At 73.9% G+C, this 21907-nt stretch carries 23 protein-coding genes and 1 tRNA gene; 13 read left to right on the top strand and 11 right to left on the bottom strand.

The genetic code is table 11. From position 1 onward, the window contains the following. Positions 1-69 precede the first annotated feature (69 nt). The 3 genes from ACIQBJ_RS11585 to ACIQBJ_RS11575 form a co-directional block, all read right to left on the bottom strand. Positions 70-894: an NAD-dependent protein deacetylase gene (locus ACIQBJ_RS11585; protein ID WP_400707408.1), complete on the bottom strand. Its 825-nt coding sequence runs from the start codon at positions 892-894 to the stop codon at positions 70-72. A 196-nt stretch (positions 895-1090) separates the two neighbouring features. Then, positions 1091-1468 (bottom strand): hypothetical protein, encoded by a 378-nt coding sequence (locus ACIQBJ_RS11580; protein WP_400707405.1) that lies wholly within the window; start codon positions 1466-1468, stop codon positions 1091-1093. After that, on the bottom strand, positions 1465-1983 hold the full coding sequence (locus tag ACIQBJ_RS11575; RefSeq protein ID WP_400707402.1) for a universal stress protein: 519 nt from the start codon (positions 1981-1983) through the stop codon (positions 1465-1467). The genes ACIQBJ_RS11580 and ACIQBJ_RS11575 overlap by 4 nt, the downstream gene beginning before the upstream one ends. Before the next feature lie 232 nt (positions 1984-2215). On the opposite strand from ACIQBJ_RS11575, the gene ACIQBJ_RS11570 reads away from it, so the two are divergent. The 3 genes from ACIQBJ_RS11570 to ACIQBJ_RS11560 all read left to right on the top strand — a co-directional run bounded on the left by ACIQBJ_RS11570 (position 2216) and on the right by ACIQBJ_RS11560 (position 5210). Next, complete coding sequence (locus ACIQBJ_RS11570) at positions 2216-3454, top strand: amidohydrolase (RefSeq protein ID WP_400708135.1); 1239 nt, start codon at positions 2216-2218, stop codon at positions 3452-3454. Between the two features lie 232 nt (positions 3455-3686). After that, positions 3687-4343 (top strand): GntR family transcriptional regulator, encoded by a 657-nt coding sequence (locus ACIQBJ_RS11565; protein WP_400707399.1) that lies wholly within the window; start codon positions 3687-3689, stop codon positions 4341-4343. Between the two features lie 192 nt (positions 4344-4535). Further along, complete coding sequence (locus ACIQBJ_RS11560) at positions 4536-5210, top strand: Crp/Fnr family transcriptional regulator (protein WP_033220149.1); 675 nt, start codon at positions 4536-4538, stop codon at positions 5208-5210. Between the two features lie 85 nt (positions 5211-5295). On the opposite strand, the gene ACIQBJ_RS11555 is transcribed toward ACIQBJ_RS11560, so the two are convergent. The 5 genes from ACIQBJ_RS11555 to ACIQBJ_RS11535 all read right to left on the bottom strand — a co-directional run bounded on the left by ACIQBJ_RS11555 (position 5296) and on the right by ACIQBJ_RS11535 (position 8058). Further along, complete coding sequence (locus ACIQBJ_RS11555) at positions 5296-6117, bottom strand: MBL fold metallo-hydrolase (protein ID WP_400707395.1); 822 nt, start codon at positions 6115-6117, stop codon at positions 5296-5298. 34 nt (positions 6118-6151) lie between these two features. Further along, positions 6152-6340: a hypothetical protein gene (locus tag ACIQBJ_RS11550; RefSeq protein WP_400707392.1), complete on the bottom strand. Its 189-nt coding sequence runs from the start codon at positions 6338-6340 to the stop codon at positions 6152-6154. A gap of 116 nt (positions 6341-6456) precedes the next feature. Next, positions 6457-7299 carry an NUDIX hydrolase gene (locus tag ACIQBJ_RS11545; protein ID WP_400707390.1) on the bottom strand — a complete coding sequence of 281 codons (843 nt, stop codon included), beginning with the start codon at positions 7297-7299 and terminating at the stop codon, positions 6457-6459. 136 nt (positions 7300-7435) lie between these two features. Further along, the gene (locus ACIQBJ_RS11540; protein ID WP_400707387.1) at positions 7436-7900 is read right to left on the bottom strand and encodes a RidA family protein; all 465 of its coding nucleotides are present in this window, start codon (positions 7898-7900) and stop codon (positions 7436-7438) included. Positions 7901-7902: 2 nt separating this feature from the next. Beyond that, positions 7903-8058 (bottom strand): DUF4177 domain-containing protein, encoded by a 156-nt coding sequence (locus ACIQBJ_RS11535; protein WP_014136749.1) that lies wholly within the window; start codon positions 8056-8058, stop codon positions 7903-7905. A 279-nt stretch (positions 8059-8337) separates the two neighbouring features. On the opposite strand from ACIQBJ_RS11535, the gene ACIQBJ_RS11530 reads away from it, so the two are divergent. Next, positions 8338-9348 carry an ArsA-related P-loop ATPase gene (locus ACIQBJ_RS11530; RefSeq protein WP_400708133.1) on the top strand — a complete coding sequence of 337 codons (1011 nt, stop codon included), beginning with the start codon at positions 8338-8340 and terminating at the stop codon, positions 9346-9348. Between the two features lie 14 nt (positions 9349-9362). Further along, the gene (locus tag ACIQBJ_RS11525; protein ID WP_400708131.1) at positions 9363-10604 is read left to right on the top strand and encodes an ArsA family ATPase; all 1242 of its coding nucleotides are present in this window, start codon (positions 9363-9365) and stop codon (positions 10602-10604) included. Positions 10605-10611: 7 nt separating this feature from the next. On the opposite strand, the gene ACIQBJ_RS11520 is transcribed toward ACIQBJ_RS11525, so the two are convergent. Then, positions 10612-10935: a WhiB family transcriptional regulator gene (locus ACIQBJ_RS11520; RefSeq protein ID WP_400707385.1), complete on the bottom strand. Its 324-nt coding sequence runs from the start codon at positions 10933-10935 to the stop codon at positions 10612-10614. A 400-nt stretch (positions 10936-11335) separates the two neighbouring features. Here ACIQBJ_RS11520 and ACIQBJ_RS11515 point away from each other — a divergent pair, with 400 nt between their 5' ends. Next, positions 11336-13558 (top strand): transglycosylase domain-containing protein, encoded by a 2223-nt coding sequence (locus tag ACIQBJ_RS11515; protein WP_400707383.1) that lies wholly within the window; start codon positions 11336-11338, stop codon positions 13556-13558. A gap of 121 nt (positions 13559-13679) precedes the next feature. Here ACIQBJ_RS11515 and ACIQBJ_RS11510 read toward each other — a convergent pair whose 3' ends face one another. Then, positions 13680-14135, bottom strand: coding sequence for a GatB/YqeY domain-containing protein (locus ACIQBJ_RS11510; protein WP_400707381.1), 456 nt, complete (start codon positions 14133-14135; stop codon positions 13680-13682). 103 nt (positions 14136-14238) lie between these two features. Here ACIQBJ_RS11510 and ACIQBJ_RS11505 point away from each other — a divergent pair, with 103 nt between their 5' ends. From ACIQBJ_RS11505 to ACIQBJ_RS11475, 7 genes are all read left to right on the top strand, one after another. Then, complete coding sequence (locus tag ACIQBJ_RS11505) at positions 14239-15183, top strand: metallophosphoesterase (protein ID WP_400707379.1); 945 nt, start codon at positions 14239-14241, stop codon at positions 15181-15183. A gap of 77 nt (positions 15184-15260) precedes the next feature. Continuing rightward, positions 15261-15334, top strand: a tRNA-Pro gene (locus ACIQBJ_RS11500). Positions 15335-15411: 77 nt separating this feature from the next. Next, entirely contained in the window at positions 15412-16317 is a 906-nt protein-coding gene (locus ACIQBJ_RS11495; protein WP_400707376.1) for an HNH endonuclease, read from the top strand. 158 nt (positions 16318-16475) lie between these two features. After that, positions 16476-17954: an APC family permease gene (locus ACIQBJ_RS11490; RefSeq protein ID WP_400707373.1), complete on the top strand. Its 1479-nt coding sequence runs from the start codon at positions 16476-16478 to the stop codon at positions 17952-17954. Further along, complete coding sequence (locus ACIQBJ_RS11485) at positions 17951-18385, top strand: hypothetical protein (protein ID WP_400707370.1); 435 nt, start codon at positions 17951-17953, stop codon at positions 18383-18385. The genes ACIQBJ_RS11490 and ACIQBJ_RS11485 overlap by 4 nt, the downstream gene beginning before the upstream one ends. A gap of 24 nt (positions 18386-18409) precedes the next feature. After that, positions 18410-19765, top strand: coding sequence for a dipeptidase (locus ACIQBJ_RS11480; RefSeq protein WP_400707367.1), 1356 nt, complete (start codon positions 18410-18412; stop codon positions 19763-19765). A gap of 52 nt (positions 19766-19817) precedes the next feature. Continuing rightward, positions 19818-20936 carry an aminopeptidase P family protein gene (locus ACIQBJ_RS11475; RefSeq protein ID WP_400707364.1) on the top strand — a complete coding sequence of 373 codons (1119 nt, stop codon included), beginning with the start codon at positions 19818-19820 and terminating at the stop codon, positions 20934-20936. A gap of 40 nt (positions 20937-20976) precedes the next feature. Here ACIQBJ_RS11475 and ACIQBJ_RS11470 read toward each other — a convergent pair whose 3' ends face one another. Then, positions 20977-21855 (bottom strand): LysR family transcriptional regulator, encoded by an 879-nt coding sequence (locus tag ACIQBJ_RS11470; RefSeq protein WP_400707361.1) that lies wholly within the window; start codon positions 21853-21855, stop codon positions 20977-20979. Between the last annotated feature and the right edge of the window lie 52 nt (positions 21856-21907).

Raw genomic sequence — 21907 nt, 5'->3', positions numbered from 1 at the left:
CCATACGGCCGCCCCCGCGGCCTTGACGCCCTCTTGACGCCCCGCGCGCCCCGGCCCCCTCGAACGGGCTCAGGCGGTGGCGGCCAGGGCGGTGAGGGTCTCGCCGAGGGGGCGGTCCAGGCGGACGGTGGCGAGCTCGTCGCCGCGGGTGGTGCCGCGGGTGACGATGGCGACGGGCTTGCCGGTCTTCGCGGCGTGCCGGACGAAGCGCAGGCCGGACATCACGGCCAGCGAGGAGCCGAGGACCAGCAGGGACCGGCCCTCGTCGACCAGGCGGTAGCAGAGCTCGACCCGCGGCTTGGGGACGCTCTCGCCGAAGAAGACCACGTCGGGCTTGAGGACGCCGCCGCAGTCGGCGCAGGGCGCGACGGCGAAGGACTCGACCAGGGCGTCGGGGAGTTCGACGTCGCCGTCCGGGTTGATCCGCGAACCGGCGTCCCGGAAGGCCGGGTTGAGGGCGGCGAGCCGGGCGTCCAGCGCGGCGCGGGGGCTGCGGGCGCCGCAGTCCAGGCAGACCACCCGGTCCAGGCCGCCGTGCAGTTCGACCGCGTCGGGGGTGCCGGCGGCGCGGTGCAGGCCGTCCACGTTCTGGGTGATCACGGCGGAGACCCGGCCCGCCGCCCGCAGCCGGGCCACCGCGAGGTGCCCCGCGTTCGGCCGGGCCCCGGCGATCACGCCCCGGCCCGCGTGGCTGCGCGCCCAGTAGCGGCGCCGGGCCGGCTCCCCCGCCACGAACTCCTGGTACGTCATCGGGGCCCGGCGCCGCACCCCGTCCGGCCCCCGGTAGTCCGGGATGCCCGACTCGGTGGACAGCCCGGCCCCGCTCAGCACCACCACCCCGCCGCCGTCCAGCAGCCGGGCCACCGCGGCCAGCCCGTCCTCGTGCGCAGTCATGCCCCCATTGTCCCGCTGTCCCGCCGTCCCGCCGTTCCGCCGTTCCGCCGTTCCGCTGCCCCGAACCGGGCGCACCGGACGACCCGGACGCGCAACGGCCCGGGCGGTGCCCCCACGCACCCACCCGGGCCGCCCCGGTCGCGGGACGTTCCGGCCCCCACAGCCCGAACTCCCGCCGTCTCCTTTGTACTTCCGTTTACAACCGGCGCAGAAGGCGTGTGCCGATCTTTCTTACCGGCAGTTCCGCGCCCGGCCCGCCGAGCAGCGCCCCGAGCAGGGCCGCGCCCGCCAGGAGCACGAACCGCCCGGACTCCGGCAGCCATCCGTCCCAACCGAGGACGGCGTACCGGTGTTCCGTGCAGCCGTTGTGGAACAGCCAGGCCGCCAGGCCGAGGAACGGCGCCGCGCCCGGCCGGGAGCGGGCCCCGAGCGCCCAGCAGCCCGCCGCGTAGGCGGCGAGGCCGAACCAGCCGCCGCGCGCCTCCCCCAGCAGCGCCAGGACGGCCGCCAGCGCGGCGGCCCCGGACAGCGCGAGGGCCGCGGCGGGCGCGACGGGGAGCCGCCCCGGGGTCATCCGCGTCCGCCGACCAGTTCGCGCAGCTCCGCGTCGACCCGACGGGTAGTCAACCCGCCCAGCGCCGAGGCGAGTTCGGGACGCGGCACCACCAGCACCGGGCAGGACGCCCGGCGCAGGCAGCGCGCGCCGACCGGACCGCGCAGGCCGCGCCGCAGCCAGGAGCCGGACGGGCCGAGCACCAGCAGGTCGCCGGGGCGGTCGGCGGCGGCGAGCAGGGCGGCCACCGTCTCGCCGCGCACCGTGCGGGCGGTGAGGTCCACCCCGGGACGGGCGCCGCCGAACGCCTGCTCGACCGCCGCCGCGAGCCGCTCCGTCGCGGCCTCCCGGACCGCGGACAGCAGCGGCGGGCAGGGCGAGCGGCGGTGGCCGAACTCGCCGCCGGGCGGCTCCCAGGCGTGCAGGGCCAGCACCTGGCCGCCCGACCGCCGCGCCTCGGCGACCGCGCGGTGCAGCGCGGCCAGGCTGCCGAGCGAGCCGCTCACCCCGACCACGACCCGCGTCCGCTCCGCCATCACGTCCTCCGTCCGGATTGCTCGCGGACCCGGCCTTCCGGTCGCCGGGCCCGCACACCCCCAGCACACCCCCGGAACCGCTCCCCGGACGCTTCCTTGACGCCTCCCTGACGCCGGACGCCGCTTTCCGCACGCACCCTTGACGCCGACCGCCCCGGCGCGGGCGCCCCCGGCAGCACGAATCGCCAACTCACCTACTGCACAAGCGAGTTGACTATTCCGCCCGGACCGGATCGACTGCTCCCGGAAAGCCTTCCAGCACCTCCCGGGGAGTGACGCGATGCACGCCACGCTGTTCCGCCAGGTCCGCCCGTTCGGCGGACCGGTCACCGATCTGGCCGCCGTGGACGGCCTGCTGGTGGCCGAACTGCCCGCCGGCGCACGGCCGGTGGTGGTGGAGGGCGGCGGGCGGATCGCGCTGCCGACCCTGGTCGACGCGCACATCCACCCGGACAAGACCACCTGGGGCGAGCCCTGGTACAGCCGCCGCCCGGCCGGCTCCCTGCCGGAGTACGTGGCGGGCGACGTCGACCTGTACCGGCGGCAGCGCGCCCCGATCGCCGAACGCGCGCACCGCCTGCTCGCCCACGCGGTGACCCGCGGCACCCGCGCCGTCCGCGCCCACGTGGACGTCGCGCCCGCGTTCGGCCTGGACGGCGTGACGGGCCTGCGCGAGGCCGCCGAGCGGCTGGCGGTCCGGCTGGACGTCCAGTCGGTGGCGTTCCCGCAGCACGGCGTGGTGCGCGCGCCGGGCACGGCGGAGCTGCTGACCGAGGCGGCCGCGACCGGCCTGGTGGACGCGGTCGGCGGCATCGACCCGGCCGGGTTCGACGGCGGCGACGCGGACGGCCGCGAGCAGTTCGACCTGCTGTTCGACCTGGCCGAGCGGTACGGCGTCCTGCTGGACGTGCACCTGCACGACCGGGGCGCGACCGGCCTCGGCCCGCTGCGCGCGCTCGCCGCCCGGACGGTCGCCGCCGGGCTGCAGGGCCGGGTGACGGTCAGTCACGTGTTCTGCCTGCCGGAGCTGTCCCCCGTCGAACTCGAGGCTGCGGCCGACCTGTTGGCGCAGGCCGGGATCGCGCTCACCACCGTCGCCCCGTCCGCGCACCAGGTGCTGCCGTTCCGGGCGCTGCGGGCCCGCGGCGTCCGGGTCGGCCTCGGCTCGGACGGGGTGCGGGACTCCTGGAGCCCGTTCGGCAACGCCGACATGCTGCACCGGGCGCACCTGCTGGGCTGGACCACCGACGCCCGCACCGACGACGAGCTGGCCGACTGCCTGGACCTGGCCGCGCACGGCGGCGCCGACCTGCTCGGCCTGCCGCGGGCGGACCTGGCCCCGGGCGCGCCCGCCGACCTCCAGCTGCTGGCCGGCGAGTGCGTCCCGCAACTGGTGGTCGACCTGCCGGAGCGCGAGCTGGTGGTGAAGGCCGGCCGGGTGGTCGCCGAACACGGACGCCTCGTCGACTGACCTGCCCGCCACGGGAAGTGGCCGCCCGTCCGGCAGCGGGCCGACAGTCACGGGCGGCCCTCCTCGGCCTGGGCGGCGCCCTGGTCCGGCACGGTTCCGGCACGGCTCCGGCCCGGGCGAGCGGCCAAGGTATCTGGTATACCGAATACCGGGCAAGCGGGCGCGTCGCCCCGATCTGGAATGATCGGCCGCACTGCCCGCGCCGTCCGCCCGCTGCCGCCTGGAGCCCCCGATGACCGACACCCTCGGCGACGCCCACCAGTCGCTGGCGGACCTCGTCTACCTCCAGCTCCGCGAGCGGATCATCGAGGGCGAGTACCCCGCCGGGAAGCGCCTGGTGGAGCGCGAACTCGCCGACGAGACGGGCGTCTCCCGGATTCCGGTCCGGGAGGCCGTGCAGCGCCTCGAACGCGAGGGCTTCCTCACCGTCCAGGCCCGCCGGGGCGCCGTCGTCGCCGACTTCGGCCGCACCGACGCCGAGCACTTCTTCGCCGTCCGCGAGTCCCTGGAGGCGCTCGCCGCCGGCCTCGCCGCCCAGCACGCCACCGCCGCCGGCGTCCGCGGCCTCGAACGCCTGCTGGCCCGCACCCGCAAGGCCGCCGAGGCCGGCCGGCTGCGCGAGACGGTCAGCCTGAACGCCGACTTCCACCGCGAGATCGTCGCCCTCTCCGGCAACCCGCTGCTGCGCGACATGATGGCCCCGCTCGACGGCCGGCTCCGCCGCCTGTTCCGGCTCACCACCGATGCCGACAGCGGCCTGCCGATGTGCGTCGAGCACCAGCAGCTGCTGGACGCGATCAAGGCCCGCGACCCGGAGACCGCCGCCACCCTGGCCCGCCGCCACGTGGCGGGCACCCGCGCCTTCGCCCTGCGCACCCTCGGCGCCTGACCGCGACCGCCCGATCGCGAGAGCGCCCGACTGCGCCCGACTGCGCCCGACCGCCCGCCCCGGTCGGCATCCGAGCTGCGCGAATGGCCGCGTAGGCCCCACTCCGGCACACCCCTCCTCATATGATCGGAGCGACATGCGTCATCCTTGGTGGTGAAGTAGCACTGCCCAGACACCAGCAGGAGGAAGCTCGTGGACGACGTTCTGCGGCGCGCCGCGCTGTTCGCGGCACTCGACGACGACCAGGCTGCCGAGCTCCGCGCTTCCATGACCGAGGTGACGCTCGCCCGCGGCGAGTCGCTGTTCCACGAGGGCGACCCCGGCGACCGGCTGTACGTCGTGGTCGAGGGCAAGGTCAAGCTGCACCGGGCCTCGCCCGACGGCCGCGAGAACATGCTGGCCGTGCTCGGCCCCTCCGAGATGATCGGCGAACTCTCGCTGTTCGACCCGGGCCCGCGCACCGCGACCGCCACCGCGCTCACCGAGGTCAAGCTGCTCGGCCTCGGCCACGGCGACCTGCTGCCGCTGCTGCACGCCCGCCCCGAGGTCTCGATCGCCCTGCTGCGCGCGATCGCCCGCCGCCTGCGCCGCACCAACGACGTGATGTCCGACCTGGTCTTCTCCGACGTCCCCGGACGCGTGGCCAAGGCCCTGCTGGACCTCTCCCGCCGCTTCGGCGTCCCCTCCGACGAGGGCATCCACGTCGCCCACGACCTCACCCAGGAGGAGCTGGCCCAGCTGGTCGGCGCCTCCCGCGAGACGGTCAACAAGGCGCTCGCCGACTTCGCCGGCCGCGGCTGGCTCAAGCTGGAGGCCCGCGCCGTCGTCCTGCTCGACGTCGAACGGCTCTCCCGCCGCTCGCGCTAGGCACCACCCCGGACGCGCCGCGAGGCCGCGCGGAACGGCAGGCCACTGCCCTCCGCGCGGCCTCGCGGCACGTCCGGCACCGGCCTCAGATCAGGCCGTGGTCCTCCAGGTACATCAGCTGGGCGCGGACCGAGAGCTCGGCCGCCGGCCACAGCGCGGGGTCGACGTCCGCGTAGACCCGGGCGACGACCTGCTCCGCGGTGCGGCAGCCGGCCTCGACCGCCGTCTCGACCTGGGCCAGCCGGGAGGCGCGGTGCGCGAGGTAGTAGTCGACGGCGCCGAGTGCGTCCGCGAGGACCGGGCCGTGGCCGGGCAGCACCGTCCGGACGCCGTGCTCGGCGGCCATCGTGTGCAGGCGGCGCAGCGAGTCCAGGTAGTCGCCGAGGCGCCCGTCGGGGTGCGCGACCATCGTGGTGCCGCGGCCCAGCACGGTGTCGCCGGTGAGGATCGCGCCGTCGGCGGGCAGGTGGAAGGTCAGCGAGTCCGCGGTGTGCCCGGGCGTGGCGACCACCCGCAGGTCGAGCCCGCCGACGTCGAGCCGCTGGCCGCCGCGCAGGCCCTCCGAGCCGAGGCGGTGCGCCGGGTCGAGCGCCCGGACGGCGGTGCCGGTCAGCTCGGCGAACCGGGCCGCGCCCTCCGCGTGGTCGGCGTGCCCGTGGGTGAGCAGGGTGAGGGCGATCCGCTTGCCCTGCCGCTCGGCGGTGTCGACGACCCGTCGCAGGTGGGTCTCGTCGAGCGGGCCCGGGTCGACCACGACGGCGAGGTCGGAGCCGGGCTCGGAGAGCAGCCAGGTGTTGGTGCCGTCCAGCGTCATCGCGGACGGGTTGGGCGCGAGCACGCACCGGGCGCGCGGGGTGGCGACCCCGCCGACCGTGTCGGCGGGGTCCCCGGGAAGCAGACCGCTCATGCGCACCTCATGGTGCTGAGCCCGCTCCGTCCGCTCACGCGGCGTCCGCCTCGGCCCGGCTCAGCCGCCGCGACGGCAGCGGGCGGACCAGCGACCTGGTCAGGTCGCGGACGAGGGCGCGGGTGCCCTCACCGGGCGCGGTGCCGTCGCAGGCGGCGGCGCGCGGGGTGACGGTGCGGGCGGGCATGGCCGAGGTCCGGCGAGCCACGTCGTTGTGGGTCATCGGAGGTCTCCTTCCGGGTTGTTCGGGACAGTGTGGGTACGGGTTCCGGGGGCGTGCCCCGCCCCCGGGAAGGACCGGTGCCGGAGCCGTCCGGCCGATCTTCCGGGGGTAGGTTCTCACGCCGGAAAGACTCCGTCGATAGTCAGCTCGTCATACCCTGACCAGCGCACTGTCATGCGATCGCCGTCGAGCTCGGCCCGTCCCAGCACCGGTTCGACCTTCCGCCCCGCGGCGGCGTCCAGCGCCTCGGCCGCGGTCCGCACCGGCAGCAGTTCGCGCAGCACCGTGACGGTCGGCGGCAGCATCCCGAACTCGCCCGCGGCGAAGCCCGCGACCGCGTCGGCGGGCGTCAGCCAGGCCACCCGGTCGGCCTCGCCCACCGTGTCGGCGGCGGCCTGGCCGGGCGGCAGCGCGGCGACGAAGAACCAGGTGTCGAAGCGGCGCTCCTCGAACTCCGGGGTGACCCAGCGGGCCCAGGCCGCCAGCAGGTCGCTGCGCAGCACCAGCCGGTGCTCCGTCAGGAACTCGGCCAGCGACAGCTCGTGGGACTCCAGCGCGGCCCGCTCGGCCGCCCAGTCGCGGGGCTCGACCAGCGTCCGGTCGTCCGGCCCGGCCAGCAGCACCCCGGCCTCCTCGAAGGTCTCCCGGACGGCGGCGCACACCACCGCGCAGGCGGTGGCCTCGTCCACCCCGAGGCGCTCGGCCCACTCCCCGGTCGACGGACCGGCCCACGGCGGGCGCACCTCGCGGTCCCGCGGGTCGACCCCGCCGCCCGGGTAGGCGTACATGCCGCCGGCGAAGGCCATCGTGCTGCGGCGGCGCAGCAGGTACGCCTCCGGACCGGCCGCGCCCTCGCGCAGCAGCACCACCGTGGCGGACGGCTTGGCCGGGAGCGGGACCAGCTCGCCGGCGGTCAGGGCGCGGATTCGGGCGGGCCAGGAAGGCGGCATCTGCGGCATGCCCACGGATGTTAACGGCCGTTCGCCCGGACCGGAACCACCGCCCCGCCCGCGCCCGGCGGCCCCGCTCCGCAAGGGACGCGCGCGAAGGGCCCGCCACCGCGAACGGCGACGGGCCCTCGGGAACGTCCGGGAATCAGTCCCGGACCCGGACCATCAGCTCGACCTCGACGGGGGCGTCCAGCGGCAGCACCGCCACGCCGACGGCGCTGCGGGCGTGCACGCCCTGCTCGCCGAAGACCCGGCCCAGCAGCTCGCTGGTGCCGTTGACCACGGCGGGCTGGCCGGTGAAGTCGGGGGCGGAGGCGACGAAGCCGACCACCTTGACGACCTGCTCGACCTTGTCCAGGTCGCCGACCACGGACTTGATCGCGGCCAGCGCGTTCAGCGCGCAGACCTGCGCCAGCTCCTTGGCCTCCTCGGGGGTGACCTCGGCGCCGACCTTGCCGGTCAGCTGGAGCTTCCCGGCGACCATCGGCAGCTGGCCGGAGGTCATCACGTAGTGGCCGGTGCGCAGCGCCGGAACGTACGCGGCGACCGGGACGGCGACCTCGGGCAGCGTCAGCCCGAGCTCGGCGAGCTTCTGCTCGACCTGGCCCACGACTACTCCTTCTCCCGCTTCAGGTACGCGACGAGCTGCTCCGGGTTCGGCCCGGGGACGACCTGGACGAGCTCCCAGCCGTCCTGGCCCCAGGTGTCGAGGATCTGCTTGGTCGCGTGCACGAGGAGCGGCACGGTGACGTATTCCCACTTGGTCATGGGGGTGACTCTAGCCGCCCGCGCCGGTGTGAGGTGGCGCACAAAGGGGGCACGATTCGCCGGGGTCGTCGGGATGCTCCCGGCATCCGGCCCGCGCGCTGGTTACCCTCGCGGTGAGGAGTGCCCCCGGGCACCCCGCGGACGACGGCGGACGACCGCCGGCGGCGACGGGCAGCGACGGACAGCGACGGACGGAGAGCGGGCGTGGCGGGCAGCAGCGGCACGGCGGAGCCGACCGGGCGGGCGTCGCGGCCGGAGCCGGACTGGGAGGGCGTCCGGCTGCACGTGGTCAGCGGGAAGGGCGGCACCGGCAAGACCACGCTGGCCGCCGCGCTGGCGCTGGCGCTGGCCGCCGAGGGCGGCCGGGTGCTGCTGATCGAGGTGGAGGGCCGACAGGGCGTCGCCGAGCTGTTCCGGATCGCCGCACTGCCCTACGAGGAGCGCCGGATCGCCACCGTGACGCCGGCTCAGCTCGGACTGCCCGGCAAGGGCCACGGCGAGGTGCACGCGCTGGCGATCGACACCGAGCAGGCGCTGCTGGAGTACCTGGAGATGTTCTACAAGCTGGGCCTGGCCGGGAAGGCCCTGCAGAAGGTCGGCTTCGTCGACTTCGCCACCACCATCGCCCCCGGCGTCCGGGACGTGCTGCTCACCGGCAAGGCCTGCGAGGCGGCCCGCCGCAAGGGCCCGGACGGGCGGCGGCGCTACGACGCGGTGGTGATGGACGCCCCGCCGACCGGCCGGCTGACCCGCTTCCTGAACGTCAATTCCGAGGTGGCCGGCCTGGCCCGGATCGGCCCGATCCACACCCAGGCGCAGGCCGTGATGCGGGTGCTGCGCTCGCCGGAGACGGCCGTGCACTTCACCACCCTGCTGGAGGAGATGCCGGTGCAGGAGACGGTGGACGGGATCGCCGACCTGCGCGAGGCCGGCCTGCCGGTCGGCGGGGTGCTGGTCAACATGGTGCGCCCGCCGATACTGGACGCGGCGGCGGTCGCGGCGGCGGACGGCGACCACCGCGAGGCGGTGGCGGCGGCCCTCGGCGAGGCCGGGCTGGGCGGGCGCTCGCGCAAGCCGGAGACGGTGCGGGCCACCGTGGAGCCGCTGCTCGACCCGCTGCTGGAACAGGCCAGGGAGCACGCCGAACGGGTCGAACTGGAACGCGCCCAGCGCGTCGACCTGCAGCAACTGCGGCTCCCCACTTACGAGTTGCCACTGCTGGGCGAGGGCGTGGACCTGGCCGGGCTGTACCGGCTGGCGGGCGAGCTGAAGCGGCAGGGCGCGGCGTGACGACAGGGAGCGGCATGACGGCGGGCAAGGGCAGGGCGGCGGACGGAGGCACGGCGGCGGACGGGGGCACGGCCGGGCTGGACGTCGACGCGCTGATCGACGACCCGGCGACCCGGATCGTGGTGTGCTGCGGCTCCGGCGGCGTCGGCAAGACCACCACCGCCGCGGCGATCGGCCTGCGGGCCGCCGAGCGCGGCCGCCGGGTCGTGGTGCTGACCATCGACCCGGCCCGCCGGCTGGCCCAGTCGATGGGCCTGACCGAGCTGGACAACACCCCGCGGGTGGTCAAGGGCACCACCGGCGAGGGCGAACTCCAGGCGATGATGCTGGACATGAAGCGGACCTTCGACGAGGTCGTGCTGACCCACGCGGAGCCCGGCCGGGCCAAGGCGATCCTGGAGAACCCGTTCTACCAGTCGCTGTCGGCCGGGTTCGCGGGCACCCAGGAGTACATGGCGATGGAGAAGCTCGGCCAGCTCCGGGCCGAGGACCGCTGGGACCTGATCGTCGTCGACACCCCGCCGTCCCGCTCCGCACTGGACTTCCTGGACGCCCCCAGCCGGCTCGGCTCCTTCCTGGACGGCCGGGTGATCCGGCTGCTGACCGCCCCGGCGAAGGTCGGCGGGCGGTCCGCGATGAAGTTCCTGAACGTCGGCATGGGGATGCTCACCGGCACCCTCGGGAAGATCTTCGGCGCCCAACTGCTCACCGACGTCCAGACCTTCGTCTCCGCGATGGACTCGATGTTCGGCGGCTTCCGGGAGCGCGCCGACCGCACCTACCAGCTGCTGAAGGCCGAGGACACCGCGTTCCTGGTGGTCGCCGCGCCCGAGCGGGACGCGCTGCGCGAGGCCGCCTACTTCGTCGACCGGCTCGCCGCGGACGCCATGCCGCTGGCCGGGCTGGTGCTCAACCGGGTCCACTCCACCGGTGCCCCGCAGCTCACCCCGGAGCGCGCGCTGGCCGCCGCCGAGGCGCTGGAGGAGAACGGCACCCAGGCCGCGGGCGTCGAGGCCGAGACGCTGGCCGCCGGACTGCTCCGCCTGCACGCCGAACGGATGCAGGTCATGGCGCGGGAACGGCGCACCCGCGACCGCTTCGTCTCGGTCTACCCGGACGTCCCGATCGTCGAGGTGCCCGCCCTGCCCGGAGACGTCCACGACCTGGACGGCCTGCGGGCCATCGGCGACCGACTCGGCTCCCCCACCGAGCGCACCGACGGCCCACCCACCGCCACTGCTCCGAGCACTGGTTGACGGACCGTCAGCCCGCCTGGGCGTAGTCCCGGAGGATCACCCCGGTCGCCAGCGACTCCTCGTACTCCGTCCGCGCGGTCTCCAGCAGCCGGCGCCAGGAGCCCACCGTCGGCCGTCGGCGCAGCAGCGCCCGCCGCTCGCGCTCCGTCATCCCGCCCCAGACACCGAACTCGACCCGGTTGTCGAGCGCGTCCGCGAGGCATTCGGTCCGCACGGGGCAGCCGCTGCAGACCGCCTTGGCACGGTTCTGCGCCGCCCCCTGCACAAACAGTTCATCCGGATCGCTCGTGCGGCAGGCCGCCAGCGCGCTCCAGTCGTCCACCCAGCCCATTCCGGCGCCGTCCTCTCCCGATTCGGGGCTCCCCCACGGCGGCAACGGCATATTCACCGCTGCCAGTTGAGGACGTTACGGAAGAACGGCACGGCGCAACAGCCCCTGTATGCCCAATCTCGAATGACCCGATCGGACTATGGGTGTCCAACAGCTCACTCGTTGGAGTGATCGCAGGTCGGGGGCCTTGCCGGGGTCGATTGGTGCGCTTTCGTCACGGTGCGCCACGACAGCCCGCCGCGCACACGCCGGCAAAGTGGTCACAATGCCGCGAAACGGACAAAGCTCATCACTCACAAGAGTGATGACGATGCACAGAACGAAGCTGTCGCAGTTCTGTGACAAGGGTAGGCGAACACCTGCCCCCCTGTACGGGATTCCGCGACGTAGGGTTCTCCCCATGGCACCTTCGCGATCCACGGACTCCCTACTGGACAAGGCGGGGCTCGGCGTCAAGCTCCTGGGCGGCTCCGTGCTGGCCGGCATCCTGGTCGCCGGAATGGCCCTGCCCGCCGTCGGCGCGTTCGGCCTGACCGCCAAGGACACCGCGGAGTCGTTCGACAACATCCCGGACGACTTCAAGACGCCGACGCTCTCCCAGGCGTCGATGATCTACGACGCCAAGGGCGGTCTGATCGCGAAGGTCTACGACCGCGACCGCACCATCCTGACGGCCGAGCAGATGGGCCCGACCATCCGCCACGCCCAGGTCGACATCGAGGACGCCCGCTTCTACGAGCACGGCGCCGTCGACCTCAAGGGCGTGCTGCGCGCCGCCACCAAGAACGCCGAGGCCGGCACCGCCGCCCAGGGCGCCTCCACGCTCACCCAGCAGTACGTGAAGAACGTCTTCGTGGAGCAGGCCGGCGACGACCAGAACGCGTTCCTGGAAGCCACCAAGAAGAGCCTCGGCCGCAAGATCCAGGAGCTCAAGTACGCCGTCAAGCTGGAGGAGGACCTGAGCAAGGACCAGATCCTCACCAACTACCTGAACATCACCTTCTACGGCCACCAGTCGTACGGCATCGAGTCCGCCTCGAACCGCTACTTCGGCAAGAGCGCCAAGGACCTCACCATCGCCGAGGCCGCGATGCTGGCCGGCCTGGTGCAGAACCCCACGGCGTACGACCCGATCGCCCACCCGCAGGCGGCGCAGACCCGCCGCAACACGGTGATCAACAAGATGCTGGAGTTCAAGCACATCTCGCCGGAGGACGCCAAGGCCGCGCTCGCCGCGCCGCTCGGCATCAAGTACGTCGAGCCGCAGAACGGCTGCATCACCGCGCAGAACGGCATGGGCTTCTTCTGCGACTACGTCCGCCACGTCATCAAGCAGGACCCGGCGTTCGGCAAGACCTCGGCGGAGCGGCAGAAGCTCTGGTCCCAGGGCGGTCTGAAGGTCTACACCACGATCGACCCCGACAAGCAGCGCGCCATGTACGACGCCGTCACCAAGAAGGTCTTCGTCAACGACCCGGTCTCGGCGGCCGGCACCATGGTCAAGCCCGGCACCGGCGAGATCCTCGCGATGGCGCAGACCCGCCCGTACGGCCTGGACGAGAGCAAGAAGCAGACCGTCCTCAACCTGAACGTCGGCTCCTCGATGGGCGGCGGCAGCGGCTTCTCCCCCGGCTCGAACTTCAAGCCGATCATGGCGGCGGCGGCGCTGGAGAACGGGACTCCGATCACCCAGGAGTACCCCTCGCCGAACAAGATGACCTACCCCCGGATGACGACCTGCAACGGCCCGGTCTACGACCCCCAGCCGCTGACCAACGAGAGCCCCGACGAGCAGGGCCCGTACAGCCTCCAGGTCGCCATGCAGAAGTCGGTCAACACCTACTTCATCCAACTGGAGGAGCAGGTCGGCCTCTGCCCGATGAAGCAGATGTCCGACAAGCTCGGCCTGGGCACCCTGGCCAACGGCAAGCCGCTCCAGGAACTCCCCTCCATGGTGCTCGGCACCCAGGAGGTCAGCCCGCTGCAGATGGCCACCGCGTACGCGGCGTTCGCCGCCCGCGGCCTCTACTGCGCGCCGGTCGCCCTCACCTCGGTGGTCGCCTCGGACGGCAAGAAGCTCGACGTGCCGAAGGCCAACTGCAACCAGGTGATGTCCCAGACCACCGCGGACGGCGTCAACACCCTGCTGCTCGGCGTGACCGAGAAGGGCACCGGCTCCGCCCTCGGCCTGGACGACGGCCGCCAGATCGCCGGCAAGACCGGCACCACCGACGAGCGCTACGCCGCCTGGTTCACCGGCTACACCCCCTCGCTCTCCACCTCGGTCTGGATGGGCGGCGTCGGCGGCAACGTCTCGATGAAGAAGATCACCATCGGCGGCCGGTACCGCGCCGCGGTCTACGGCGCCGACGGCCCCGGCCCGATCTGGCAGCAGGCCATGAACAACGCCCTGGACGGCAGCCCCATCACCCGCTTCCAGACCGTCAACATCCCGGTCCCGCAGCAGCCCACCACCCCGCCCACCGACGGCGCGACCCCGCCCACCTCGGGCGACAACGCCCAGGGCGGCAACGGCTGGCCGATCGGCGGCGGCAACAACGGCGGCTTCACCGTCCCGCCCGGCATCATCGGCGGCAACACCGGCAAGCCCGGCCACCGCTGACGGTCCGTCACCGCACGCACGGAAGCCGCCCGCACGGAGGAACTCCCCTCCGGGCGGGCGGCTTCTTCTGTCCTTCTGCTCCTGCTTCTGCTCCTGCTCCTGCTTCTGTGCCGACGGGGCGTCAGCCGGCCAGCGCGGCCTTCACCGCGGCGGCCACCCGGCCGCCGTCCGCCCGGCCCTCGACCTGCGGGCGGACCAGCTTCATCACGGCGCCCATGCCCTGCGGGCCGCTCGCCCCGGACTCCGCGACCGCGGCCGCCACGATCCCGGCCAGCTCCCCGTCCGTCAGCTGCTGCGGCAGGTAGGCGTCCAGCACCACGCCCTCGGCACGCTCCCGCGCGCCCTGCTCGGCCCGGCCCGCGCCCTCGAAGGCCTCCGCGGCCTCACGGCGCTTCTTCGCCTCCTTGCCGATCACCTGCAGCACCTCGGCGTCGGACAGCTCCTTCTTCTGCTTGCCCGACACCTCCGCACTGGTGATGGCGGACAGCGTCAGCCTGATGGTCGACGAGCGCAGCTCGTCGCGTGCCTTGATGGCAGCCGTGAGGTCCTCCTGCAGCTGCTCCTTGAGCGTCGTCATGCCGCCGATTCTGGCACCTGCCCCGCCCGGACGCCGCTCCTTTACCGCCAGGTCACCCCAGCCCTCCCCCGAGCCCGTTCGGGCGGTCTGAGACCATGGACCGATGCGACCGCTGTACTCCGTCCCGCTCGGTGTCGCCGCCACCGGTGCCGCCTGTCTCGTCTACGCCGCCGGGTACGAGGTGCGCTCGTTCCGCCTCCGCCGGGTCGAGGTCCCGGTGCTGCCCGCCGGGGCGCGCCCGATCCGGGTCCTCCAGGTGTCCGACATCCACATGGTCCTCGGGCAGGAGAAGAAGCGGCGCTGGCTGCAGAGCCTCGCCGGACTCCGCCCCGACCTGGTGGTCAACACCGGCGACAACCTCTCCGACCCGCTGGGCGTGCCCGCCGTGCTGGACGCGCTCGGGCCGCTGATGGAGTTCCCCGGCGTCTACGTCTTCGGCTCCAACGACTACTACGGGCCCACCCCGAAGAGCCCCACCCGCTACCTCAAGGCCCTGCGCACCGGCTCCCACGGCACCAATAACCGCGACGGCTCCGGCCGCCGCGGCATCACCGGCGCCGTCCACAACCCCTGGCAGAAGCTCCGCGACGGCTTCGACCAGGCCGGCTGGCTCAACCTCAACAACGCCCGCGGCCGCCTCACCGTCGCCGGCCTCGACCTCGCCTTCACCGGGCTCGACGACCCGCACATCCGCCACGACGACTACGCCGCGGTCGCCGGCGGCCCCGACCCGGACGCCGACCTCTCGCTCGCCGTCGTCCACGCCCCCTACCTCCGCTCGCTGGACGCCTTCACCGCCGACGGCTACCCGCTGATCCTGGCCGGCCACACCCACGGCGGCCAGCTCTGCATCCCCTTCTACGGCGCGCTCGTCACCAACTGCGACCTGGACACCGACCGCGTCAAGGGCCTCTCCACCCACACCGCCGCCGGCCACCGCTCCCACCTCCACGTCTCCGCCGGCTGCGGCACCAACCGCTACACCCCCGTCCGCTTCGCCTGCCCCCCCGAAGCCACCCTCCTCACCCTCACCCCGACCAGCCGCTAAACCGGATTTCGTCTCCGGCCCCACCTCCTGTAGAGTTCTACTCGTTGCGCCGGACACGGAGAGCAACACAGCAGGACCGGGGTATAGCGCAGCTTGGTAGCGCGCTTCGTTCGGGACGAAGAGGCCGTGGGTTCAAATCCCGCTACCCCGACTTCGTAAGTGCAGGCAAGGGCCCTGCCGGAGAAATCCGGCAGGGCCCTTCCTCGTTTTCCGGCGGAAGGGGCGGGCGTGACGGCGGCTCAGGTGGCGGAGATCTGCGCGAAGGCGGGGCGGCTCAGGGTCAACAGGCGGGAGGGGCTGCCGGGCCGGCACCAGCCGATCCTGCTGCTGTGGGCGATCCGGCGGGCGGCGGAGGGGCGGGAGCGGCTGACGCGCTGGCACGAGGTGCGGGCGGAGTTGGCGGAGGTGCTCGCGGAGTACAACCGGGAGGGGGCGGGCCCGACGCCGGAGTACCCGTTCCTGGGGCTGCGCGGGTCGGGGCTGTGGGAGGTCCACGGCCCGGCGGGCGAGGAGGTTCCGCGGGCCCGTGGCCGCCTGCCGAAGGCCTGGCTGGACGAGCACGATCCGCAGGGCGGGCTGGTTCCCGAGGTGTACGCGTTGATGGCGGCGGACCCGGCGGCCCGGATGCGGGTGGCGGACCGGGTGGTGGACGGGTACTTCGACGGCCAGGTGCCGGTGGGGCTGATGCCGGACGCCGGAGCACGGCCGGCGGACGAGGAGGACGACCGGGTGCCGGCGGGGCGGGCGGAGCCGAGCCGGGTGGAGCGGGCGGTCTCCCGGGTGCTGCGGGACGGCGCGGTGGCGGAGTACGTGAAGCGGGCGCACGACTTCCACTGCCAGGTGTGCGGCGTCCGGCTGGAGGCGCCGGACGGGGGCTACGCGGAGGGCGCGCACATCCGGGCGCTGGGGCGGCCGCACCGCGGGCCGGACGTGGTGGGGAACGTGCTCTGCCTCTGCCCCAACCACCACGTGCTGTTCGACCTCGGGATGTTCACGGTCACCGCGGAGCTGGGCGTGGTGGACCGCGCGACCGGAGCGGAGACCGGGCGGCTGCGGGAGGCGCCGCGGCACCGGGTCGGCCGGGAGTTCCTGGCGTACCACCGCGAGTTCCACGGCGGGGGCGCGACGGGGTGAGGGGCGGGCCCGGCTGATGGGCCGTCAGGGGGGGAGGCTGGGCCGTTCCGGTGAGTCGGGGGCGGAGGGGGCGGGTTATCGGATGCGGGGTGGGGCCGGGGGCCGGAGGGTGGGAGGGGTGGGCTCCGGTGGGCGGGGCCGGCGGAGGAGGCTGGTGGATGAGCGCGGCTGAGGTGCCGGAGCCCGGGGGCGGGGCGGCGGCGGTGGCGGTGACGAAGGCGAAGGCGGTGGCCGCGCCGAGGATGACCTGGGTGACGCTGGCGCTGATGACGACCAGTTCGGTGGCGAGTCTGCGGTCCTCGCCGACGATGGCGGTGTACGGGCTGGCCTGCGTGTTCCTGTACGTGGTGCCGGCGATCGTGTTCCTGCTGCCGACGGCGCTGGTCTCGGCGGAGCTGGCCTCGGGCTGGGAGGGCGGCGTCTACAACTGGGTGGCGCAGGGCCTGTCGAAGCCGCTCGGCTTCCTCGCGGTGTGGTGCCAGTTCGCGATGACGATCTTCTACTACCCGAGCCTGCTGGCGTACGTGGCGAGCACGATCGCGTACGTGGTGGACCCGAGCCTGGCCAGCAACGGCCTCTACACCGCGATCGTGATCATGGTCCTGTACTGGACGGGCGTGTGGGTCTCCTCGCGCGGGACGGGCGCGGTGGCCGGTCTGGCCTCCTGGGGCCTGATCATCGGGACGCTGATCCCGGGCGCGCTGCTGGTGCTGCTGGGCTTCGTGTTCCTGGGGCAGGGCAACGACTCGGCGGCGCCGATGGACACCGGGCACCTGCTGCCGGCCTGGACGGGCCTGGCCAGCCTGGTGCTGATCGTCAACAACTTCCTGAGCTACTCGGGCATGGAGATGAACGCGGTGCACGTCTCCTCGCTGAAGAACCCGGGCAAGGAGTTCCCGCGCTCGATGTTCATGGCGGTCGGCATGGTGCTGCTGATCTTCATCCTGCCCGCGCTGGCGATCAGCTGGGTGGTGCCGGCCGACCAGCTGTCGCTGACGGCGGGCGTGATGCAGGCCTTCGACGCGTTCTTCCAGTACTTCCACATCGGCTGGCTGACGCCGCTGATCGCGGTCGGCCTGGTGGCGGCCTCGCTGGGCGGCATGCTGACCTGGCTGGCCGGCCCGTCGAAGGGCCTGCTGATGATCTCTCGTCAGGAGGGCTACCTGCCGCCGTCGCTGCAGAAGCTGAACAAGCACGGCATCCAGCAGAACATCCTGGTCGCGCAGGGCGTGCTGACCACCGCCATCGCGCTGATGTACGCGCTGATCCCGGACGTGTCCAGCGTGTACTGGATCTTCTCGGTGATCACCACGCAGGTGTACCTGATCGTCTACCTGCTGATGTTCGCGGCCGCGATCCGGCTGCGGAAGACCCAGCCGGACCATCCGCGCGGCTACCGGGCCCCGGCGCTGGTCGTGCTGTGCGTGGTGGGCCTGCTGGCCTCGGCGGCGGCGATGGCGATCGGCTTCGTGCCGTCCTCGCAGTTCGGCGGCGGCAGCGTGTGGTCGTACATCGGGATCGTCGGCGGCGGCCTGCTGCTGCTGGGCGTGATCGTCCCGTTCGCGTTCCTGAAGGCCAGCAAGCCGGAGTGGCGCGACCCGGCGGCGGCCGCGGCGATCGAGGCGGAGGCGGCATGAGCACCCGGATGGCCTCCCAGCACAGGTGGATCTACATCGGCGCGATCGTGGTGCTGGTCGCCATGGCGGTGGTCGGCCTGCTGAGCTTCACCCAGCAGCACGCCACCAACGAGGCGTACCGGAAGGCCGACGAGCTGATCGGCAAGCTGGAGGCGGCCGGCTACCCGGCGCCGGACCGCAGCCAGATCGCCCGGACCCTGGGCACCGACGGCGGCGCGGTGTGCGCGGACCCGGGCAGCGCGCTGAACCGCGCGCTGCAGCGGGTGCAGCTGTCGAACGGGGCGGGCGGCCCCGGGCAGCGGCCGATCATCGCCAACGCCCGGACGGTCGCGGCCGGTTCGATCGTACTGAGCGTCTACTGCCCGGACCGACTGCCCGAGTACCAGGAAACGATCAAGGACTACAAGACCGATGACACGGTCAAGAACTGACGGACCGCCGAGGAGCTGCCGCCGATGACCACCGACACCGAACTCGCCGCGCGGATCGCGGCCCTGATGCCCCGGGCCAAGGCCGACCTGGCCGAACTGGTCGCCATCCCCTCGGTCGCCGACCCGCGCCAGCAGCCGCCGGAGCGCTGCCGGGAGGCCGCCGAGTGGGTGGCCGCCGCGTTCACCGACGCCGGCCTGCGCGACGTCCGGCTGGTCGAGACCCCGGACGGCAGCCACGCCGTCCTCGGGCACCGGCCGCCGCCGCCGGGCGCGCCGACGGTGCTGCTGTACTGCCACTACGACGTGCAGCCGCCGCTGGACGACGCCGCCTGGACCACCCCGCCGTTCGAGCTGACCGAGCGGGACGGCCGCTGGTACGGGCGCGGCACCGCGGACTGCAAGGGCAACGTCGTCATGCACCTCACCGCGCTGCGGGCGCTCGGCGACGACCTGCCGGTCGGGATCAAGCTGGTCGCCGAGGGCTCCGAGGAGCAGGGCACCGGCGGCCTGGAGGCGTACGTCCCGCAGCATCCCGAGGACCTGCACGCGGACGTGCTGCTGGTCTGCGACACCGGCAACGCGGCGGTCGGGGTGCCGACCGCGACCACCTCGCTGCGCGGCCTGGCGAACGTGGTGGTCACGGTGCGGACGCTGGAGTCGGACATGCACTCCGGGATGTTCGGCGGCCCCGCCCCGGACGCGCTGGCCGCGCTGATCCGGACGCTCGACTCGCTGCGCGACGCCGACGGCGGGACGGCGGTCAAGGGCCTCGCCGCGGACGGCAGTTGGAGCGGCGTCGGGTACGACGAGCAGCAGTTCCGGGCGGACGCCGGGGTGCTGGACGGGGTCGCGCTGACCGGCTCCGGGACGGTCGCGGACCGGCTCTGGGCCCGTCCCGCGGTCACCGTGCTGGGCATCGACTGCGCGCCGGTGGTCGGCTCGGCCGCCGCGATCCCCGGCACGGCCCGGGCCCGGGTCAGCCTGCGGGTGCCGCCCGGCATGGACCCGGGTGCCGCGCAGGACGCGCTGACCGCGCACCTGGTCGCGGCCGCGCCGTGGGGCGCGCAGGTCACGGTGGAGCCGGAGTCGAAGGGTTCGCCGTTCGAGGCCGCCACCGACGGCCGGGCGTACGCGGCGCTCGACCGGGCCGCGCGGGAGGTGTACGGGAAACCGCTTTCCTTCCTCGGGCAGGGCGGCTCGATCCCGCTGTGCAACGTGCTGGCCGCGCAGTACCCGGAGTCGGAGATCATCCTGATGGGCGTGGAGGAGCCGCGCTGCCTGATCCACGCGCCCAACGAGAGCGTCGACCCGTCCGAGATCCAGCACATGGCCCAGGTCGAGGCGCTGTTCCTGCGCCACTACGCGACCGCCGGCCGCTGACCCGAGCCCCGATCCGAGCCCCCGACCCGAGCCGCCGACCCGAGGGAGCGTCATGCCCGCGCCGTTCACCACCGCCGACTTCCAGGCCCGGATGGCCCGCGCCGCGACCGCCGCCGCGGACGCCGGGCTCACCGGACTGGTCGTCACCCCCGGCCCCGACCTGCAGTACCTGACGGGCTACCGGCCGACCGCGATGACCGAGCGCCTGACCGCGCTGGTGATCGCGGCCGGGGTCGAACCCGTGCTACTGGTGCCGGTGCTGGAGCGCCCGGACGCCGAGCGGGCGCCGGGCGCGGAGGCCGTCCGGACGGCCGACTGGACCGACGGCCAGGACCCGTACGCGGCGCTCGCGCCGTACCTGGACCCGGACGGCCGGTACGGGATCTCCGACAATGCCTGGGCGATGCACCTGCTCGGCCTCCAGCAGGCGCTGCCCGGCAGTTCGTACGCCTCGCTGACCTCGGCGCTGCCGATGCTGCGGGCGGTGAAGGACCACGACGAGTTGGAGCGGCTGGCCGCCGCCGGGGCGGCCGCCGACCTGGCGTACGGGGAGATCCTGGGGGTGCCGTTCGCCGGGCGGACCGAGAACCAGGTGGCCGCCGACCTGGCCGCGCTGCTGACGAAGCACGGGCACAGCCAGGTCGACTTCACCGTGGTCGGGTCCGGCCCGAACGGTGCCAACCCGCACCACGAGGCCGGGGACCGGGTGATCCAGCACGGCGACACCGTGGTGCTGGACTTCGGCGGCCTGAAGGAGGGCTACGGCTCCGACACCACCCGGACCGTCTTCGTCGGCACCGAGCCGCCGGCCGAGGTGCTGGCCGTCCACGACCTGGTGCGGCGCGCCCAGCAGGCCGCGTTCGACGCCGTCGCGCCCGGGGTGACCTGCCAGGAGATCGACCGGGTCGCCCGCAAGGTGATCACCGACGGCGGGTACGGCGAGTACTTCGTGCACCGGGTCGGCCACGGCATCGGGCTGACCACCCACGAGCCGCCGTACATGGTGGAGGGCGAGACCCAGGTGCTGGTGCCCGGCATGTGCTTCTCGATCGAGCCGGGGATCTACCTGCCCGGCCGGTTCGGCGTCCGGATCGAGGACATCGTGACGGTCACCGAGGACGGCGGGCTGCGGTTCAACGGGACGCCGCACGAGCTGGCCTTCGTGAACTAGCCGGGTGCGGACCGGAGGGCCGCCGGGAGGCGGCCCTCCGTCAGGTCGGCAGGTGGAACGCGCGGCGCAGTTCGGAGAGCAGCGCGCGCAGGGCCGGCGGCGGGGACGGCCGGTTGACCAGGGCGAGCAGCGCCGGGACGGTCAGGTCGGTGACGGGGACGGGGACCAGGGCCGGGAACGCGGCGGCCATCGAGCGGCTGAGCACGGCGACGCCGAGGCCGCGGGTCGCCAGGTCGGCGATCGCGGCGGCGGCGGTGGCCTGCAGGGCGATGCGCGGGGTCAGGCCGCGGGCGGCGCAGCCGCGGTCGAGGACGGTGCGCAGGCCGGTGCCGGGCGGCATGCAGATCAGCGGGTGGGCGAGGAGCGCGGCGAGCGTGGTGCCGCCGGTGTCCAGCGGGTGGCCGGGCGGGACGGCGGCGACCAGGGGTTCGCTGATCACGGTGTGCGCGTCCAGGCCCTCGGGGGTGTCGGCGGCGCGGCCGATCAGCGCCAGGTCGAGGGTGCCCGTCCGGACGGCCTCGGTGAGCTGCTCGGAGTCGTCCTCCAGCAGGGCGAGTTCGACGCCGGGGTGGGCCCGGTGGAAGGCCGCCAGGCCGTCGAACAGCGGGGTGAGGGTGCAGCCCGCGACCATGCCGATCCGCAGGCTGCCGCGGATCAGGTCGGTGACCTCGCCGACCGCCTGCCCGACCGCGCGGGCGGCGGCCAGCGCCTGCCGGGCGTGTTCCAGGGCGGCCTTGCCGGCGACGGTGAGGGTGACGGCGCGGGTCGAGCGGTCGAACAGCTCGGCGCCCAACTCCCGTTCCAGCTGCCGGATCTGGGCGCTGACCCCGGACTGGCTGATGTGCACCCGCTCGGCGGCGCGGGTGAAGTTGCGCTCCTCGGCGACGGCGAGGAAGTACTCCAGCTGCCTCAGTTCCATGAGTAGGAATTCTAGCTCGGAGCACAACCAGCTGTTGGATTTCTGATCGGAA

This window comes from Kitasatospora sp. NPDC088391, from assembly GCF_044753345.1.
In the GTDB taxonomy this organism is placed as follows: domain Bacteria; phylum Actinomycetota; class Actinomycetes; order Streptomycetales; family Streptomycetaceae; genus Kitasatospora.
Note: the sequence above shows the minus strand (reverse complement) of the source record. Positions and strands in the feature narration are given on the sequence as shown.